Raw genomic sequence first — 18,125 nt, forward strand, 5'->3', positions numbered from 1 at the left:
GATGCCGCGCCGCACGCGTGTCAGTCGGCTGGGCCGCGGGCGGCGGCACGCTCCGCAGCCCGCAGCCCGCGCCGTCGCCCGACCGCGGCGGTGCGGCGCGCGTGCGCCCAGCCCAGAACGCTGGCCGAGACGACCGAGACGATCAGCAGCACGCCGGTGATGACGTTGATGATGTCACTGGTGACGCCGGCGAGGCGCAGCGCGCTGCCGAGGGTCCCGATCAGCAGCACGCCGGCGATGACGCCGTGGAGGGCCCCGCGCCCGCCGAAGATCGACACCCCGCCCAGCAGCACGGCGGCGATGATCTGCAGCTCCATCCCCATCGCGTTGTCGCCGCGCGCGTTGGAGTACAGCAGCGTGAAGTACACGCCAGCGAAGCCCGACACGGTCCCCGACATCACGAACAGCACGAACTTCGCCCGCCCGACGTCGATACCCGAGAAGTGGGCCGCCTCCTTGTTGAGACCGATGGCGTAGAGCGACCGGCCGAACGGCGTGAAGTGCAGCAGCACCGCGAAGGCGATGGCCAGCACGATGAAGGGCACCATGACCCCGGGGATCGGTGTGCCGGGGATGTTGGCTTTGGCGAGGTCGGTCCATTCCTCGGGGAAGTCCGTGACGGCCGTCGTACCCAAGAGCCCCACGGCGATGCCACGGAACAGCGCCAGCGTGCCGATCGTGACGGCCAGCGACGGCAGTCCGACGACGGTGACGAGGAACCCGTTCAGCGCTCCCGCGATCGCCCCGACGATGATCGCGAGCACCGCCGCAAGCGCGAACGGCACGCCGCCCTGAGTGAGGATGCCGGTCATCACGCTGGCGAGCCCGACGACGGATGCCACCGACAGGTCGATCTCCTCGGTGATGATGATGAGCGTCATCGGCAGCGCGATGAGCAGGATCGGCGCGACGTCCCGCAGCAGGTAGGTCACCGTCAGCGGGCTGTCGAAATTGCGCACCGTCAGCAGGGCGACGACGACGACGACGAGCAGGATGCCGATGATCGCCGACTCGCGCGTGAGCACCACGCGGCGCCACGCCGGGCGGGCGTGCGGGGCGTACAGCCGCACGGGGACGGTCTCGGTCGCGACGGTCATCGGGCCTCCTCCCGTTGGGCGACGAGCCTTCGGTGCTGACGCACCGCGAGCACCCGATCGAGCACGATCGACCCGATGATGAGCACGCCGACGACGGCGCGCTGCCAGAAATCGTCGATGCCGAGGATCGGCAGCGCCCGGTTGATCGTCAGCAGCAGGAACGCCCCGATCGCCGCGCCCCACACCGTGCCAACGCCGCCCGAGATCGCGACGCCGCCGATGACGGCCGCGCCGATCGCCTGCAGCTCCCACCCCGTGCCCGCGGCCGAGCTGACCGTGCCGTACCGCGCGGCGTACAGCACACCCGCGAGCCCCGACAGCGCACCCGACACCACGAACGCCGTGATGATCCGGCTGCTGACCTTCAAGCCGTAGAGGTGCGCGGCCGACGGGTCCGAGCCGATGGCGTAGAACTCGCGCCCACCCCGGGTGTTGCGCAGGTACCAGGCCGCCGCGATCAGCACGGCCACGGCGATGGCGGTGAGCACCGGGATCCCGAGCAGCTGCTGGGTGCCCAGGCCGCGGAAGTCCCGCGGCAGGTCCGACGCGTTGATGCGGTCCGACCCCGTCCACGCGACGTTGAGGCCACGGTAGACGTACATCGTGCCGAGGGTGATCACGAGCGCCGGCACCTTGGCCCACGCGACGAGTACCCCGTTGATCGCGCCGAGCAGCCCGCCGAGCAGGATGCCTCCGAAGAAGACCGCGATCATCGGGATGCCTGGGATGTCGATGAAGAGCCGACCAGTGAGATAGGCGGTGAGCCCGACGACCGAGCCGACCGACAGGTCGACGCTGCGGGTGATGATGACGAAGGCCTGGCCGACGGCCACGAGCAGCAGCAGCGACGGGGTCAGCAGCAGGTCGCGGAATCCGTCGCCCGAGAAGACGAAGCCTGGGTTGGCGGTGGTCGCCGCCACGATGACGATGATGAGCGCCAGCGCGATGCCGGTCTCGCGGGCGCGGGCGACGCGGCGCACCACGGCGACGGCGGTGTCTCCAGCGGATGCCGGGCGGGCCACAGTCGCGCTCATGCCGCTTCCTCCGCACCGGCATCCGACGTCGCCGCGAACATGATCGCCTCGGGTGTCGCCTCGGAGCGGGAGAACTCCCCCGTGAGCCGCCCCTCCCTCATGACGAGGACTCGGTCGGCCATCCCGAGCACCTCCGGCAACTCGGACGAGATCATGAGGATCGCGATCCCCTGTTGCGCGAGTTCGCTGAGCAGCCGGTGCACCTCGGCCTTGGTGCCGACATCGATGCCACGTGTGGGCTCGTCGACGATCAGCACGGTCGGCTCGGTGGCGAGCCACTTGCTGAGCACCACCTTCTGCTGGTTGCCGCCCGAGAGCGTGCCGGCCTCGGTGTCCAGCGCTGCGGCCTTCACTTCGAGGCGGCTCGCCCAGAGCTTGGCGGCCCGGTTCTCCGCGCCCGTCCAGATGAGACCCCAGCGCGCCAGGCGCGAGCGGATGGCGAGGGTGATGTTGCGCGAGACGCTGTCGTCGAGCACGAGGCCCTGCCTACGGCGGTCCTCGGGCACCAGCGCGAGGCCGCGGGCGATTGCGACGCGCGGATTCGCCCTGGGAAGAACGGCGCCGTGCAGCACGACCGATCCGCTGTCGTACCCATCGACGCCGAAGACGGCGCGGGCGACCTCGCTGCGCCCGGCACCCACGAGGCCGGCCAGCCCCACGATCTCGCCCGCGCGCAGGTGAAAGGAGACGTCGCGGAACACGCCGGCGCGGGTGACGCCGCGCACGTCCAGCACGACCTCACCCACCTCGGTGGGGAACTTCGGGAAGAGGTCGGTGACGTCGCGGCCGACCATCTGACGGACGAGCTCGTCGACCGTGGTGTCGGCAATGGCCGTGGTGTCGACGTACGAGCCGTCGCGCATGACGGTGACGGTGTCGCACAGGGCGAAGACCTCGTCGAAGCGGTGCGAGATGAACAGCAGCGCCCTGCCCTCGTCGCGCAGGCTCCGCGCCACCGCGAACAGCCGCTCGACCTCGACACCCGACAAGGCGGCGGTCGGCTCGTCCATGATGAGCACCCTGGCATCCAACGAGATGGCCTTGGCGATCTCGATGATCTGCTGGTCGGCGATCGACAGACCCTCGGTGACGCGGTCGGGGTCGAGCGAGACGCCGAGCCGCGCGAAGAGCCGCTCGGTCTCGTCCCGCATCGCCTTGCGGTCGATGCGCCCGAGGCGGGTGACGGGCTGGCGGCCCATGAAGATGTTCTCGGTGACGGAGAGGTCGGGGAAGAGCGTCGGCTCCTGGTAGATCACGGCGATGCCGGCCGCCTTGGACTGCGCCGTACTGGCGAAGTCGACGGGCTCGCCTGTGAGCAGGAAGTCACCCGAGTCGCGCCGGTAGAGCCCCGCAATAATCTTCACGAGCGTGGACTTGCCGGCGCCGTTCTCGCCGATGAGGGCGTGGATCGAGCCGAAGTCCAGCGTGAGGCTGCCTGAACGCAGCGCCACCACTGCGCCGAACGACTTCACCACTCGCCGCAGGACGAGAGCGTGGTGATCCGTCTGGGCGGCTTCGGGTGCCATGGCGATCCTCTCCATCGAGGTTGCGGGGTCCGGAATTCCTGAATCTACACCGACGTCGTTCGGGGGGCCGAAGACGAGGCCACGCGCCATGGAATCGCGATCCTCTACGGCAACACCGACGAGGATCCCGCGCGGGAGAAGGTCTACCTCGACCTCTTTCAGGAGCAGCAGGTGCGTGGCCTCCTGATCGCCCCATACGGCGACATCACCGCACGCCTGCAGCGCCTGCGCTCCGGCGGCATCCCGGCCGTGCTCGTCGATCGCTTCAGCGCCGACGGGCGGTTCTCGTCGGTGTCTGTCGACAGCGTCGCGGGCGGCGGGCTGGCCGTCGAGCACCTCATCGCGGGCGGGCGGCGGCGCATCGCTTTCGTCGGCGGGCCGTTCGACATGCGTCAGGTCAACGACCGGCTCGCCGGCGCCCGCGCGGCCTCCGACAACGCCGGGGTACGGGTGGGCCTGGAAGTCATCCCGACGTCCGGCATGACCGTCGAGGAGGGGGTAGCCGCCGGCGCCCGGGTGCTGGCGCGGCCGCGTCGAGAGTGGCCCGACGCCCTCTTCGCGGCGAACGACCTGCTCGCGCTCGGGCTGTTGCAGTCGCTCGTGGTCGACGGGCGCGCCGTGGTGCCGGGCGACATCGCACTGATCGGGTTCGACGACATCCCGTTCGCCGCCGCGGCGGCGGTGCCGCTGTCATCGATCCGGCAGCCCAGCCGCATCATCGGGCGCACCGCGCTGCGCGTGCTGCTCGGGGAGGCCGCCGACCCCGAGAGTGTGCCCCGGCAGACGGTGTTCCCGCCCGAGCTTGTCGTGCGGGCGTCCACGGCGGGACGCTGAGCGCCGCGCGGCCGCGGGGACGTGAATACTCACTCGACGCCGCGAATACTCACTCGGGCGCGCGAATACTCACTCGCGAGCGCGAGCGCGCGGGTCAGGCCTCGCGGGTGATCGTCACCTGCACGTGCAGGTCGCTCGTCAGCGCGCCGGCGTAGACGCCGCGCAGCGGGGGGACGTCGTTGTAATCACGCCCGCGACCGACCAGCACGTGCCGCTCGCCGATGTCGACGTTGTTGGTCGGGTCGAACCCGTGCCAGTCGCCCGCGAACCACTCCACCCACGCGTGGGACTCCCCCACCACGGCGACGCCCACCTCGGCGTCGGGGTCGGGGTGCAGGTAACCCGAGACGTAGCGGGCGGGGATCCCCACCGCCCGCAGCGCGCCGAGGGTGATGTGGGCCATGTCCTGGCACACCCCCGAGCGCTTCTCCCACGACTCCGCTGCGGTGGAGTGAACGCCCGTGCTCCCGTAGACGTATTCGACGGCGTCCCCCACGGCCACCGCGATCGCGCGGGCGGCCTGCCCGGGGTTGTCGTGCTCCTGCACGATCGTGCGGGCCAGCTCCAGCACCTCTGGGTGAGGTGCGGTGCGCGGCGTCTGCGCGAGCATCTCCACGGTCGTGATCGACCGCTGGGCCTCGACGGCGAGGTCCTCCCAGGCCATGTCGGAGTTCTCCATCGGCCGCGGACGCACCTCGACCAGCGAGCGGGCGGTGATCCCGAGAGCGGTGTGACCCGAGAGCACGTCGAACGATGCGACGCGCGTGCCGAAGTAGTCGACGTACTGGTTGACGCTCGTCGACGGCTCGATGTCGAGCGAAGAGCTCAGCACGAACTGGTTCTCGGTCGACACCGGCAGCATGCGCGCCTCGTTGTACGACGCCGACACCTCTCCCGGATACGCGAATCCGGTGGTGTGCTCGATCCGCAGGCGCATCATGAGATCTCTCCGATCCAGCTGGGCTCGGCCTGCGTCGGGAAGAACCGCTGGCGGATGGCCTCGGACGCTTCGCGGGTGACCGTCTGCACCCGCTCCATGTGCTCGGGCAGCTCACCGAGGATGTCGGTGATCGGGCTGTACTCGAGGTCGTTGCGGATGCGGCCGAGCGCCCGCAGCACCGCGTTGGAGTGGCCGACGCGGTCAGCGCGGGGGTCGATCGCGCTCATGCACTCCTCGGCCCGCTGGATCGAGTAGATGATCGACCGCGGGAACAGCCGGTCCAGCAGCAGGAACTCCGCCGCGTTGCGGGAGCTCGGCATGCCGCGGTAGGTGCGCACGTACGCCTCGTACGCGCCGCACGAGCGCAGGATGGTCGTCCACGACGGTCCGGATGCCTCGGTCAGCGACCGCGTCGCGAGCATGCGGGCCGTCATGTCGGCGCGCTCGATGCTGCGGCCGAGGGTGAAGAACTGCCATGCCTCGTCGCGGCTGGTCGAAGAGTCGACGATACCGACGGCGAGCGCCGAACGCTCACGCACCCATTGGAAGAACTCGTGCACCTTCTCGGACTGCAGGCGCCGGGGCATGCGGGAGTTGGTGGTGTTGAGGGTCTCCCACAGCTCGGTCGAGACGATCTCGCGGGCGCGGCGGGCGTTCTCGCGCGCCGCCTGCAGTGAGAACGCGATGCTCGACGAGTTCGTGCGGTCGACGGCCAGACGAGCCAGCACGTCCTGACGCTCCACCTTCTCGAGTTCGTCGTCCGGCGGGATCGACCCCATGACGCTCAGCAGCGACCGGCACGCGGTGTCCTCATCGATCCAGGGATCCTCCAGCAGCAGCTGCAGGTGCACGTCGAGGATGCGCGCGGTGCCGTCGGACCGCTCGATGTAGCGTCCGATCCAGAAGAGCGATTCAGCGATCCGCGACAGCATCCGCCGCCTCCTCGGTCGTTGCGCGAGGAGCGTGGTCGGCTGCCCGCTCGCCCTGCTGCTGCTGTTGCTGCTCCTGCTGCTCCGCGCGGGCGCCCGGATTGTCCTGGGGCGAATGCACGGGCGCGGGCTGGCCTTCGTAGATCACCGGGATCTCGGTCGTGGCCTGGTCGGCGACGAGATCCGCCATGTCACGGCCGCGGCGCTGACCGTACTCGACGTTGCGGGGAGCGGCACCGCCGACGATCCAGGTGTCCTTGGAGCCGCCGCCCTGGCTGGAGTTGACCACCAGCTGGCCTTCGGGGAGGGCGACGCGGGTGAGACCGCCGGGGAGCACCCACACGTCGTCGCCGTCGTTGACGGCGAAGGGGCGGAGGTCGGCGTGGCGAGGTCGCATGCCGTCTTCCACCAGCGTCGGGATGGTCGAGAGCATGACCACGGGCTGGGCGATCCATCCGCGGGGGTCGGCGCGCAGCCGGGAGCGGAGCTTGTCGAGTTCTGCCGGCGAGGCGTCGGGCCCGACCACGAGCCCCTTCCCACCTGACCCGTCCACGGGTTTCACGACGAGCTCGTCCAGGCGGTCGAGCACCTCCTCCAGCGCGCCCGGGTCCTCCAGGCGCCAGGTGTCCACGTTCTTGAGGATGGGCTCCTCGGCCAGGTAGTACCGGATGAGATCGGGCACGTACGTGTAGAGCAGCTTGTCGTCCGCGACCCCGTTGCCCACGGCGTTGGCGATCGTGACGTTGCCCAGGCGCGCGGCGAGCATCAGACCCGGAGAACCCAGCATCGAGTCGGCGCGGAACTGCAGCGGGTCGAGGAAATCGTCGTCGACGCGCCGGTAGATGACGTCCACCCGCTGGGGGCCGCGCGTGGTGCGCATGAAGACCTTGCCGCCGGTGCAGAGCAGGTCCCGCCCTTCGACGAGTTCGACGCCCATGAGCCGCGCCAGCAGCGTGTGCTCGAAGTAGGCGGAGTTGTACACGCCGGGAGTGAGCACGACGACGTTGGGGTCCTCGACCCCGGGCGGCGCCGAGGCGCGCAGGGCGGCAAGCAGCTTGTTCGGGTACTCCCCGACCGGGCGCACGCGCATCGAGACGAAGAGCTCGGGAAGGGTCTGGGCCATCACGCGACGGTTGGAGATGACGTAGCTGACGCCCGAGGGCACCCGCACGTTGTCCTCGAGCACCCGCATCTCACCGTGCTCATCGCGGATGAGGTCGATCCCCGAGACCTGGATGCGCACGCCGTTGGCGGAGTGGATGCCGGCGGCCTGCCGGTAGAAGTACTGCGACGAGGCGATGAGCCCTGCCGGGAGCACGCCGTCGCGCACGCAGTGCTGGTGGCCGTACGCGTCGTCGAGGAAGGCCTCCAGCGCGAGCACGCGCTGCTTGACTCCGGCCTCGATGCGGGACCATTCGTCGTAGTCGATGATGCGCGGCACCGCGTCGAGCGGGAACGGGCGTTCCTCGCCGGCGAAGTCGAAGGTGACGCCCTGGGCGAGGTACGAGCTGGCGAGCGAATCCGTGCGGCCGCGCAGCTCTTCCTGGGTCATCTGCGCCAGCGCCTGGTACAGCTCGCGGTAGGCGCGGCGCGACGGCACCGGCGCGCCGGAGGCGTCGGGGTGGCCGAACATCTCGTCGAACGCGGGGACGCCCGACGGCGTCTTGCGCGGCGCCAGAGTCGAACCGTAGCCGTCGAACAAGTCACCCATGAGATCACCCTATCCGCGGCGGATTGCGGCCATGTTTCCGCCGTGCGGGCTTGACATCGCGGGGTCGTGGCGCCGCGGCATCCGATCAGCCGAGCGCGACCTTCAGCTGCTCCACGGCCCAGTCCAGCTCGGTGGCACGGATGACCAGGGGCGGCGCGAGGCGGATGGTCTGCCCGTGGGTGTCCTTGGCCAGCACTCCGCGGGCAAGCAGCCGCTCCGCGATCTCGCGACCGGTGCCGCGTGCGGCGTCGATATCGACGCCGGCCCAGAGGCCCGCGACACGCACGGCGGTCACCCCATGGCCGACCAGCGGCGCGAGCACGGCCTCGAGGTGCTCGCCCAGGGCGGCCGCGCGCGTCTGCAGCGTGCCCGTCGCGAGCAGCTGCACCACCCGCTCCCCGACGGCGGCCGCGAGCGGGTTTCCGCCGAACGTCGAGCCGTGCTCGCCTGGGCGCAGCACCCCCAGCACGTCGCGGTCGGCGACGACCGCCGACAGGGGCACGATGCCGCCCCCGAGCGCCTTGCCCAGCAGGTAGACGTCGGGAACGACGTCCTCGCGGTCGCACGCGAACGTGGTCGCGACCCGTCCCAGTCCCGACTGGATCTCGTCGGCGATGAACAGCACGCCGTGACGGGTGCAGATCTCGCGGACGGCACGCAGGTATCCCTCTGGCGGCACGATCACGCCCGCCTCGCCCTGGATGGGCTCCAGCAGCACGGCGGCGGTGTTCTCGTCGATGGCGGCCTCGATCGCCGCAGCGTCGCCGAACGGCACCGAGACGAATCCCGGTGCGTACGGCCCGAAGTCGTCGCGGGCAGTGGGATCGTCGCTGAAGCCGACGATCGTCGTCGTGCGGCCGTGGAAGTTGCCCCCGGCGACGATGATGGTCGCGGCATCCGGCGCCACGCCCTTCACGCGGTACGCCCAGGCCCGGGCGACCTTGATCCCCGACTCCACGGCCTCGGCCCCGGTGTTCATCGGCAGAACGAGGTCCTTGCCGCAGAGCTCGGCCAGCGCCGCGGCGAAGTGGCCCAGCCTGTCGTTGTGGAACGCACGGCTGGTGAGGGTGAGCCGGCCGAGCTGGGCGGTCGCGGCGGCGACGAGGTCGGGATGCCGGTGCCCGAAGTTCAGCGCCGAGTACGCCGACAGCAGGTCGAGGTACCGCTTGCCCTCGACGTCGGTGACCCAGGCCCCCTCGCCTCCGGCGATCACCACGGGGAGCGGATGGTAGGTGTGGGCGACGTGCTCGTCTTCGACGGCGATCAATCGGGCGGCGTCGGCGTCGAGGTTCTGCGGGACGGTGGCCATGTCAGCCTCTCAGCTCGAGGGTGCAGCACTTGATCCCGCCGCCGCCGAGCAGCAGCTCGGACAGGTCGACGGGGACGGGGATGTAGCCGCGGTCGCGCAGCTGGTCGATGAAGCCGACCGCGCGCGGGGAGACGATCACGTTTCGCCCGTCACTGGCGGTGTTGAGTCCGAACACCGCGCCGTCGCTGTCGGAGACGGCGATCGCATCAGGGAAGCGCTCGGCGAGCACGGCCCGGGAGCGGTCGTCGAACGCGGTCGGCAGGTAGGCGATGTTGGCGCGGTCCACCCCGCCGGGCCCCTCGACCGGGTCGAGCACGGCGATCGCGGTGTCGAGGTGGTAGAACCGCGGGTCGATGAGCCGCAGGCTGATGACCTCCCGCGCGAAGACGTCGGCCACTTCACGGTGGCTGTCCCCGACCGAGCGGAAGCCGGTCCCGGCGAGGATCGTGTCGCCCACGAGAAGGAAGTCCCCTTCGCCCTCCTGCACTTCGACGGGCTCGATCACGTCGAACCCGTGCGCGGCGAACCAGTCCATGAACGGGCGCTCTTCGCCACGGCGCTCGGGGACGCGGAACTTCACGCCCAGCGCTCGGCCGTCGATGACGAATCCGCCGTTGGCGGTGTAGACCATGTCGGGAAGGCCGGGGCCCGGATCGATCAGCTCCACCTCGTGCCCGAGGCGCACGTAGGTGTCGTGCAGGTCCTGCCACTGGCGCAGCGCCTTGGCGGTGTCGGTCGGCCGACCCGGTTCCATCCAGGGGTTGATGCGGTAGCTCACCGTGAAGTGCTCGGGGCGGCACATCAGGTAGCGGCGGTGCTGCGCGCGGCGCTCGGTGACCTCGACGACCTGAGTGTCGGCGAGCTCCCGGGACTGCGGGAGGGGCGGGTGCGTGGACATGATGCTCCTTCGCGAACGCGGGCGGACGCTGTCCTTCCAGGCCCGGTGGCCCTTCGACCCGCGCTTCGCCAGCCGCGGGGAAAGGTCGATCCGGACACGCCGCGACCATTGTGACATGGCGGATGCCGGAGCGCCCCTCCCCCGGCCGCGGCGCTCACACGCCGCGCACGACCACCTTGCCCACCGTGTGGGCCGCGTCGATGTGCGCCAGCGCCGCACCGGCCTCTGCCTGCGCCCACACGCGCTCGATGTGCGGCTTCAGGTCCCCCGCCGCGGCGAGGCGTGCGAGCTCGGCGGTGACCTCTGGCTTCGCCGTCGCCGCGAGCGGCCGCAGGCGCCGCGATCCGAACACCGACAGCACCATGGCGCGAAGGATCACGCCGAGAGGCCCGATCACGGGGCGGCTGCCGCCGCTGACGAGCACGACGGTGCCCCTGGGCCGCACGAGGCGACGCAGCTGCCGGAGCGGATGGTCGCCGGCGATGACCACGACGGCGTCGAAGGATGCCGCAGCGAGCTGCGACAGATCGGTGCGCCGGTGCTCGAGCCCGGTGCTCGCGCCGAGTGCCGCGAGCACGGGAAGGGCACGGGGCCCCGCCAGCGCGGTGACCTCGGCGCCGCGCAGCGCCGCCAGCTGCACGGTGAAGTGCCCCACCCCGCCCCCTGCGCCCACGACCAGCACGCGTGTCCCGCCGGCCGCGTCGCCCTCGATCCCGGCGAGGGCGAGCGCCTGCCACGCCGTGCCTCCGGCCATCGGAAGCGTGGCGGCGACGAGGTCGTCGAGGCCCTCCGGGCGCCGGACGAGCCGCGCAGCGGGCACCGCCACGTAGGGCGCCAGCCCGCCGCCGGTGGTCTCGCCGAGCACCGCGTCGCCCACCTGCAGCGTCGTGACAGCGGGGCCCGCGCCGACGACAGTGCCGGCGATGTCGCGGCCCTGCACCGCGGTGCGGGGGCGGCGCAGCCCGAAGGCCAGGCGCAGGATCAGCGGGTCGCCCCGCATCACCCGGGCATCGGCGGAGTTCAGTGCAGTCGCGTGTATGCGCACCAGCACTTCGTCCGGCCCCGGAGAGGGCACCGGCACCTCTTCGGGCGCGACGGCATCGGCGCCGCCGTAGCGGTGCTGCGTCCAGGCTGTCATGGTGGGCGGGACTGCGGCAGCGGTGTTCATGATGCTCCCCCTTCGGGGTACTGGAACACATCGTCGAGGCTCCGCTCGAAGACGCGCGCGATCTGAAAGGCGAGTTCGAGCGTGGGCGAGTACTTGCCCTGCTCGATGGCGATGAGCGTCTGGCGCGTCACCCCGATGCGGCGGGCGAGCTCGGCCTGGGTCAGGCCCGTCGCCTCACGCAGCGTGCGGATGTCGTTCGTGACCTTGGTGGGCTTGACCATCAGGCCAGGCCCCGGCGGTAGGCGATGACCTGCGCGATGCCGCCGATGAAAGCCGACAGCGCGAACCCGAGGTACATGGTGTTCGCGATCCAGAACCAGGATGCCTCGACGGCGCACAGCACGATCACGCCGAGACCGGCGATGACCATGAAGGCCTGGCCGACCCTGTCGCCCATGCGCGCGATGTCGCGGTCTCGCAGATCCGAGGCGCCGGCCGCGTCGGGGTCACGCATACCGGCGATGATCCCCCACACGATGCTCAACACGATCGTGCCGACGATGCCGCCGCCGATCGTCCACAGCATGATCGGCCACCAGTGGACCTCGGCGAGCGGGCCGCCGTCGGCAGCCTGCAGGATCGCGATGACGTAGGCCGTCATCACGACGGGCAGGACGATGAGTCCCGCCCAGGTGTTGCGTTCTTGGTAGACCACGGCGTCCTCCTCGAGGGTGTCAAGAATCTTTGACACCCCGAGTATCGACCCGCGCGGCATCCGTGTCAAGAATCTTTTACACGGATGCCGCGCTCAGATGACCGACTCGCTCCAGGGGTCGGGGTTGCCGAACCGGTGCGCCGTGATCGTGATCGACTGCTCCCGCAGGAAAGGCAGCAGCTCGAGCCGTCCGGCGGAGGTCACCTCGTTGTCGTACACGGCGAGATCCGGGTCTCCCGCGATGGCCTCGGCGAGTGCTCGACGAAGGCTCGCCACCGATGCGCGCGGGCCGACCAGGCGCACGCGCGGGGGGCGCACAGCGGCCTCGGGGGTGGGCGACTCCGCCGTTGCCGCTGATCCCGCGCCGGCGATCCGCTGCATCCACTGCTCGTCGGTCTCGACGTACACCGGCACGCGAAGGTCGCCCAGCGCGCGGCGCACGTCGGCCGGCAAGCCCGCCGGGGTGCTCAAAGTGAACGGCGACCCCGCCCGGATGCCGGCGACGACGACCCGCAGCACAGACTGCCATGCCGCGTCGCCCGTGGCGCGCACGGCCACCCCGTCGTCGACCGGCCGATAGCGGAAGAGGTTGCGCTCCACGCCGAGCTGCGAGACGTCGCGGACGTGCCCGAATTCGCGGTCCCAGGCGATGGCGTCCGACAGCGCCCCGCGACGCAGCCAGTCGAAGCCCTCGTAGTCGAGGCTCGGCTGGGCCGCTTCGATGATCGCGGTGATGCGGGAATCCAGGCCCCGCAGGTGCAGGGTCGACGACTGCGAACCGCTGGCCGAGGGCCGCCACGATCCCAGCCCCACGAGGTAGTTCGGGCCGCCCGCCTTCGCACCGGCACCCACCGATGAACGCTTCCAGCCGCCGAAGGGCTGGCGCTGCACGATCGCGCCGGTGATGCCGCGATTGACGTAGAGGTTCCCCGCCTGCACGCGGTCGAGCCAGAGGGCGAGGTCTGCGGGCGCCTGGGTGAAGAGGCCGGCCGTCAGGCCGTAGTCCACCGCGTTCTGCAGCTCGATCGCGTGGGCGAGCGAGGACGCGTGCATGATGCCGAGCATCGGGCCGAAGAACTCCTCGAGGTGCGTCCGGGACCCGGGCTGCACGCCGACGCGGATGCCGGGCGTCCACAACCGGCCCGCGTACTCCGGGGCGACGTCGTCGACGGGGCGCGGCTGCACGAGCCAGCGCTCCCCCTCCTCGAGGGTGCTCAGTGCCCAGGCGAGCTTGCCCCGGGGCGCCTCGACGAGCGGTCCGACCTCTGCCCGCGGGTCGGTGGGGGGACCTACCCGCATCGAGCGGGTGGCATCCCTCAGCTGACGGGCGAAGCGCTTCGAGCGCCCCACCGGACCCACGAGGATCGCGAGCGACGCGGCCGAGCACTTCTGGCCGGCGTGGCCGAAGGCGCTGCGCACCAGATCCGCCACGGCGAGGTCGAGGTCGGCGCTGGGCGTGACGATCATGGCGTTCTTGCCGCTCGTCTCTGCGAGCATCGGCAGGTCGGGCCGCCACGAGCGGAAGAGCGCTGCGGTGTCCCACGAGCCGGTGAGGATGACGCGGTCCACTGCGGGATGCGAGATGAGCCGCTCTCCCAGACCTTCCTCCTCGACGTCAGCGAGGACCAGGACGTCGCGGGGGACGCCGGCCTCCCACAGCGCCTCGGCGACCACGGCGGCGCAGCGGCGCGCCTGCGGGGCGGGTTTGAAGACCACTCCCGATCCTGCGGCAAGGGCGGCGAGCACTCCCCCGGCCGGGATCGCGAGCGGAAAGTTCCAGGGGGGAGCGACGACCGTGATGCGGGCGGGCTCGAAGACCGCTCCGCTGACGCGGTCGAGTTCGCGCGCGGTGGCGGCGTAGTAGTTCGCGAAGTCCACCGCCTCGCTCACCTCGACGTCTGCTTCGGCGAACACCTTGCCCGTTTCGGACGCGGCGACCTCGATGAGCTCGGCTCGGCGCGCTTCGAGGGCGCGCCCGGCGGCGATGAGCACGGTGGCGCGGTCGGCGGCGGGGAGTGCCCCCCACGTGCCGGCGCTCTCGGCGACCGTGGCCATCACGCGCTCCAGCGCGCCGGCGTCGGCCACCTGGGCCTCGTCGATCGTGGTGTCGCCGGCGGCGCTCACCTCGATGCGCTCGAGCACACGCCCGGCCCACGCGCGGTTGGCGGGGACGGCGGCGTCGGAGTCGGGGGCGTTTCGGAACCCGGGTGCACCCAACGCCCTGCGGGTCTCGCGCGGCGCGAAGACCGCCGTCTCGACGAACTCCCCACCGCCGAACAGCACGGCGTCGGCGGTGGGCTCCACGGGCACCGTGTCATCGGGGTCGGTGGTCGCAGAGCGCGCGATGCCAAGCACCGCCTGGGTCAGACCGTCGTCGCCGTCACCAGGCAACGGCGCGTCGCGGAGGATGCTGCGCGGGCCCGCGCCGGGCGCCACACTGCGGTCCTGCGTCCGTTTCGGTCCGAGCGGCAGGGACGGATCGGCGCTGCGTTGGAGCGAGTCGAGGAAGCGGTCTCGCTCGCGCTCGAACAGCGCCTCATCGGAAGCCAGGTCGAAGGCGGCGGAGAGGAAGTTCTCACTCGAGGCGTTCTCCTCGAGGCGTCGCACCAGGTAGCTGATGGCGACGTCGAACTCGTCGGGACGGACCACCGGCACGTACAGCAGCACCGGGCCGACCTCGCGGGCGACGGCGTGCACTTGGCCCTGGGCCATGCCGAGCAGCATCTCCACGTCGACGTCGGCCTGCACGCCGCGCTCGCCCGCGAGGAGCCACGCGTACGCGATGTCGAAGAGGTTGTGCCCGGCGACGCCGAGGCGCACCGCGGCGGTGCGCTCGGGGTGCAGCGCCCAGTCGAGGCAGCGCAGGTAGTTGGCGTCGGTGTCGAGCTTGCTGTCGTAGGTGGCCAGCGGCCAGTCGTGCATCGTGGCATCCACCCGCTCCATCGCGAGGTTCGCGCCCTTGACCAGCCGCACCTTGATGCGCGCGCCGCCCCCGGCCACCCGCTCACGCGCCCACGCCGAGAGCTCCTGCAGAGCCGGCAGCGCGTCGGGGAGGTAGGCCTGCAGCACGATTCCGGCCTCGAGCCCCTGCAGCCGGGGGTCCTCGAGCAGGCGGGTGAACACCGCGATGGTGAGGTCGAGGTCGCGGTACTCCTCCATGTCGAGGTTGATGAAGGTGCCGTCCTCGGCCGCTGACAGGTAGAGGGGCAGCAGGCGCTCGATCACGGATTTGACAGTCTCTTCGAAGGCCCACATCGTGATGCGCGGGGTGATCGCCGACACCTTCACCGAGACGTAGTCGACGTCGGCGCGGCGGATGAGGTCATGGATGCCGTCCCGTCGGCGTGCCGCCTCACCCTCGCCGAGCACGGCTTCGCCGAGCAGGTTGAGGTTCAGCCGCGCGCCGCTCTCACGGATGCGGGCGATCGCCTTGCCGAGCTTGTCGGGTCGGGCGTCGGCGACGAGGTGCCCCACCATCTCCCGCAGCACCCGGCGGGCGATCGGCACGACGGGCGTCGGCAGCACCGGCGCGACCGCGCCGCCCACGCGCACCGCTCCGCGCAGGTACCACGGCAGGAACCCGGGCACGAGGGGCGCGATACGACCGAGCTGGGATGCCGCGGCCGACAGGCTCTCCGGCCGCATCACGCCGTCGACGAAGCCGATCGTGAACGGCAGCCCCTGCGGGTCCTTCAGCACGCCGGCGAGGCGGGCGGCGGCAGGGTCGACGTCGACGGCGGCGGCTTCGCGCACCCAGCGTCGGGCCAGCTCTACCGCGTTCTCGGCCAGGGGATGGGTGTCCGAGCGCTGCCCGTCCTCGTAGGTCTGCGACATGGGCCCAGCCTAGGTCGGCACCGGGACCCCGGGGTGGAAGTGCGAACCCACGTTCTCCCGCGTCGTCCGCTGCGCCGGCTGAAAGAGTCGCTCCCCCGGGTTCGAGCGTCAGCTCCAGACGCTCGGCGCCGGGCTCTTCCTCGAGGGCAGCGCGGATGCCGCGGCCCACTCTGTGACCCACGGCTCCAACGGGGCGAGGTTGTCGGGGCGGTGCAGCGCCTCGAACAGCTCCTCCATCGGGACGAGCCCGCCGCCGCGCTTGAGGAAGCGGGCGCGCACCAGCATCTCGGCGTAGATCTCGCCGTCGACGACCGCGCGGTGCACCATGTAGACCGCCTTGTCGTCGTGGCCGTGCAGACGCGACTCGATCGTGAAGCGCTGCCACAGCCCGAGCGACTTGCGGAAGGAGATGGTCTCGCTCGCGACCACGGCGTACCAGCCCTGTTTGTTCACCAGATCCCACACACCGGTGCGGATGAGCAGATCGAACCGCCCGAGGTCGAACAGCGACGCGTAGCGACCGTTGTTCATGTGGCCGAGCAGATCGATGTCGGTGGGCAGGGTGCGCAGCCGCACTCTGCCGACCGAGGTCGGCTCGATCGGTCCTTTACGCCGCAGCATCACCTTCGCGCGCAGGATCGTCAGGACAGTCCGCCACCATACGTTCACGAGCGGCGATGCTAGCGGGGTCCCGCCGCGATCGGACGAACCGCTTGTGGGATGCCGACAACCCGGTCACCTCCGCAGGACCGCGTCCTTCAGGCGCGTGGCGGAGCGGGTGACTCGTCGCCACCGCCCCGAGGCGTCGTTCCAGCCGGGCGCCCGCACCTGGGGCACGCCGTCGACCATGCGGATCAGCCAGCCGTGCCGGTCGAGGAACCGATGGTGGAACCAGCACAGCAGCACGCCGTTGTCGGTATGGGTACGCCCGCCCCGGGCATGCGCCTCGACGTGGTGGATCTCGCACCAGGCAGCAGGCACGCCGCAGCCGGGAATCAGGCAGCCGCCGTCCCGGGCGGCGAGCGCGCGGCGCTGATGGCGGTTGAACACGCGTTCCTCCGTGCCGATCGCGACGACCCTGCCCTTGCGGGTGAGGGTCACGCGCTGGATGACCCCGCTGCACCCCGCGTGCCTTGCGACCGCGAGCGACACCGGTTCCCCGCACCCGTCCACGTGCGCGTACCCGCGGTCGGCGGCGAGGTCCTCCGCGCGCACCGTCACGACCAGGGTCGGCGCCGCCCCTCCCACCGTGGGCAGGGCGCCGCTCGAGGCCGCTACGGTCAGCGCCGTCGCGAGCGCGTCATGCTGCCGCTGCGGCCGCGTGCGCTCGTCGAGCGGCGGAATGCTGTCGTCACTCCACGCACCCTCGTCGCCCGAGGCTGTCGCGTGCCCGTCGAAGGCGACGCGGCCGCGCGGAGAGAGCAGGGAATCGAAGATGCGCTCCAGCTGCGCGGCGACCTCGGGCATGAGCATGCCGCGAACGGGCACCCCGAACGCGGTGGGCGAACCGAGCCGAAGCGACCGGCGGTGCATCGTGGCGCGCTCGCGCGGCTCCGCGCCGTCTTGGTCGAGGGCGACCGACCACACCTGCGCCTGCACGCGCAGCAGGTCGGGGCAGGCCGGTGGCCCACCGTCGGGTCCCTCACCCCGCGCCTCTGCGGCGAGCACGGCGTCGGCCGTGAGCACGGCCTCGCGCCCCACGCGGGAGCCCATCGCTTGCAGCGGCTCGGCGATCGCCAGCGCACCGTCGAGGCCGACGATGCCCTCGACCACCGCCGCGCGCAGCGCCGGCAGCAGGGGGTCAAGCGTCTCTCCGGTCAGCAGCGACTCCCGCGGCCGCACCGCCGACGCTGCTCTGCGCAGGCGGGTCGCCGTCTGCGGGCCGACGAGCGCCGCACGCTGCACCAGTTCGGAGACGTCATGACAGCCGAGATGCGTCGTCAGGCGGTCGTCGCGGGGGCCCTCGCTGCGGGCCTGCGCCTCTCCCACGATCTCGATCAAGGCGGCATCCACCCACCGCCCGATGCCGCCGGCCGCAGCGAGAAGCTCCGCGATCTCGGCGTGGCTCGCGGATCCCAGCTCGCCGTCGCGGACCCCCTCGGCCACCACCGCGGCGGCGTGCTCGCGCAGCGTCTCGAGGCGGCTGAGGAAGGTGGTCATGCGCTCATTCTCGCGGGGGCCACCGACATT

General features: G+C 71.3%; 15 protein-coding genes. 1 reads left to right on the forward strand and 14 read right to left on the reverse strand.

The features are described 5' to 3' along the window. Window positions 1-20: 20 nt before the first annotated feature. Genes QNO21_RS13505 through QNO21_RS13515 form a run of 3 tightly spaced genes read right to left on the reverse strand, consistent with a single transcriptional unit; the run spans window position 21 to window position 3,657 of the window. Entirely contained in the window at window positions 21-1,097 is a 1,077-nt protein-coding gene (locus QNO21_RS13505) for an ABC transporter permease (protein ID WP_257518338.1), read from the reverse strand. Next, window positions 1,094-2,131 (reverse strand): ABC transporter permease, encoded by a 1,038-nt coding sequence (locus QNO21_RS13510; protein ID WP_257518339.1) that lies wholly within the window; start codon window positions 2,129-2,131, stop codon window positions 1,094-1,096. The genes QNO21_RS13505 and QNO21_RS13510 overlap by 4 nt, the downstream gene beginning before the upstream one ends. Next, entirely contained in the window at window positions 2,128-3,657 is a 1,530-nt protein-coding gene (locus QNO21_RS13515) for a sugar ABC transporter ATP-binding protein (protein ID WP_257518340.1), read from the reverse strand. Before QNO21_RS13515 ends, QNO21_RS13510 begins: the two co-directional genes overlap by 4 nt. A gap of 42 nt (window positions 3,658-3,699) precedes the next feature. Here QNO21_RS13515 and QNO21_RS13520 point away from each other — a divergent pair, with 42 nt between their 5' ends. Further along, window positions 3,700-4,491, forward strand: a complete 792-nt coding sequence (locus QNO21_RS13520) for a substrate-binding domain-containing protein (protein WP_257518401.1) — start codon at window positions 3,700-3,702, stop codon at window positions 4,489-4,491. 94 nt (window positions 4,492-4,585) lie between these two features. Here the strand turns inward: QNO21_RS13520 and QNO21_RS13525 are convergent, their stop codons facing one another. The 11 genes from QNO21_RS13525 to QNO21_RS13575 all read right to left on the reverse strand — a co-directional run bounded on the left by QNO21_RS13525 (window position 4,586) and on the right by QNO21_RS13575 (window position 18,095). After that, entirely contained in the window at window positions 4,586-5,431 is an 846-nt protein-coding gene (locus tag QNO21_RS13525; RefSeq protein ID WP_257518341.1) for a transglutaminase family protein, read from the reverse strand. Beyond that, complete coding sequence (locus tag QNO21_RS13530; RefSeq protein WP_257518342.1) at window positions 5,428-6,363, reverse strand: alpha-E domain-containing protein; 936 nt, start codon at window positions 6,361-6,363, stop codon at window positions 5,428-5,430. Before QNO21_RS13530 ends, QNO21_RS13525 begins: the two co-directional genes overlap by 4 nt. Beyond that, entirely contained in the window at window positions 6,344-8,071 is a 1,728-nt protein-coding gene (locus tag QNO21_RS13535) for a circularly permuted type 2 ATP-grasp protein (RefSeq protein WP_257518343.1), read from the reverse strand. Before QNO21_RS13535 ends, QNO21_RS13530 begins: the two co-directional genes overlap by 20 nt. 85 nt (window positions 8,072-8,156) lie before the next feature. Next, complete coding sequence (gene rocD / locus QNO21_RS13540; protein ID WP_257518344.1) at window positions 8,157-9,380, reverse strand: ornithine--oxo-acid transaminase; 1,224 nt, start codon at window positions 9,378-9,380, stop codon at window positions 8,157-8,159. Window position 9,381: 1 nt separating this feature from the next. Further along, window positions 9,382-10,278, reverse strand: coding sequence for a dimethylargininase (ddaH, locus tag QNO21_RS13545; RefSeq protein ID WP_350338832.1), 897 nt, complete (start codon window positions 10,276-10,278; stop codon window positions 9,382-9,384). A 154-nt stretch (window positions 10,279-10,432) separates the two neighbouring features. Beyond that, a complete protein-coding gene (locus QNO21_RS13550; protein WP_257518345.1) occupies window positions 10,433-11,446 on the reverse strand; it encodes an NAD(P)-dependent alcohol dehydrogenase in 1,014 nt (337 codons plus the stop codon). Then, a complete protein-coding gene (locus QNO21_RS13555) occupies window positions 11,443-11,667 on the reverse strand; it encodes a helix-turn-helix transcriptional regulator (RefSeq protein ID WP_257516758.1) in 225 nt (74 codons plus the stop codon). Before QNO21_RS13555 ends, QNO21_RS13550 begins: the two co-directional genes overlap by 4 nt. Continuing rightward, on the reverse strand, window positions 11,667-12,137 hold the full coding sequence (locus tag QNO21_RS13560) for a hypothetical protein (RefSeq protein WP_257516757.1): 471 nt from the start codon (window positions 12,135-12,137) through the stop codon (window positions 11,667-11,669). Before QNO21_RS13560 ends, QNO21_RS13555 begins: the two co-directional genes overlap by 1 nt. A gap of 57 nt (window positions 12,138-12,194) precedes the next feature. After that, window positions 12,195-15,935 (reverse strand): proline dehydrogenase family protein, encoded by a 3,741-nt coding sequence (locus QNO21_RS13565; protein ID WP_257518346.1) that lies wholly within the window; start codon window positions 15,933-15,935, stop codon window positions 12,195-12,197. A 108-nt stretch (window positions 15,936-16,043) separates the two neighbouring features. Then, window positions 16,044-16,604, reverse strand: coding sequence for an acyl-CoA thioesterase (locus QNO21_RS13570; protein WP_257518348.1), 561 nt, complete (start codon window positions 16,602-16,604; stop codon window positions 16,044-16,046). Window positions 16,605-16,670: 66 nt separating this feature from the next. Next, complete coding sequence (locus tag QNO21_RS13575) at window positions 16,671-18,095, reverse strand: HNH endonuclease signature motif containing protein (protein ID WP_257518349.1); 1,425 nt, start codon at window positions 18,093-18,095, stop codon at window positions 16,671-16,673. Between the last annotated feature and the right edge of the window lie 30 nt (window positions 18,096-18,125).

It is taken from the genome of Microbacterium sp. zg-Y818, from assembly GCF_030246905.1.
Classification (GTDB): domain Bacteria; phylum Actinomycetota; class Actinomycetes; order Actinomycetales; family Microbacteriaceae; genus Microbacterium.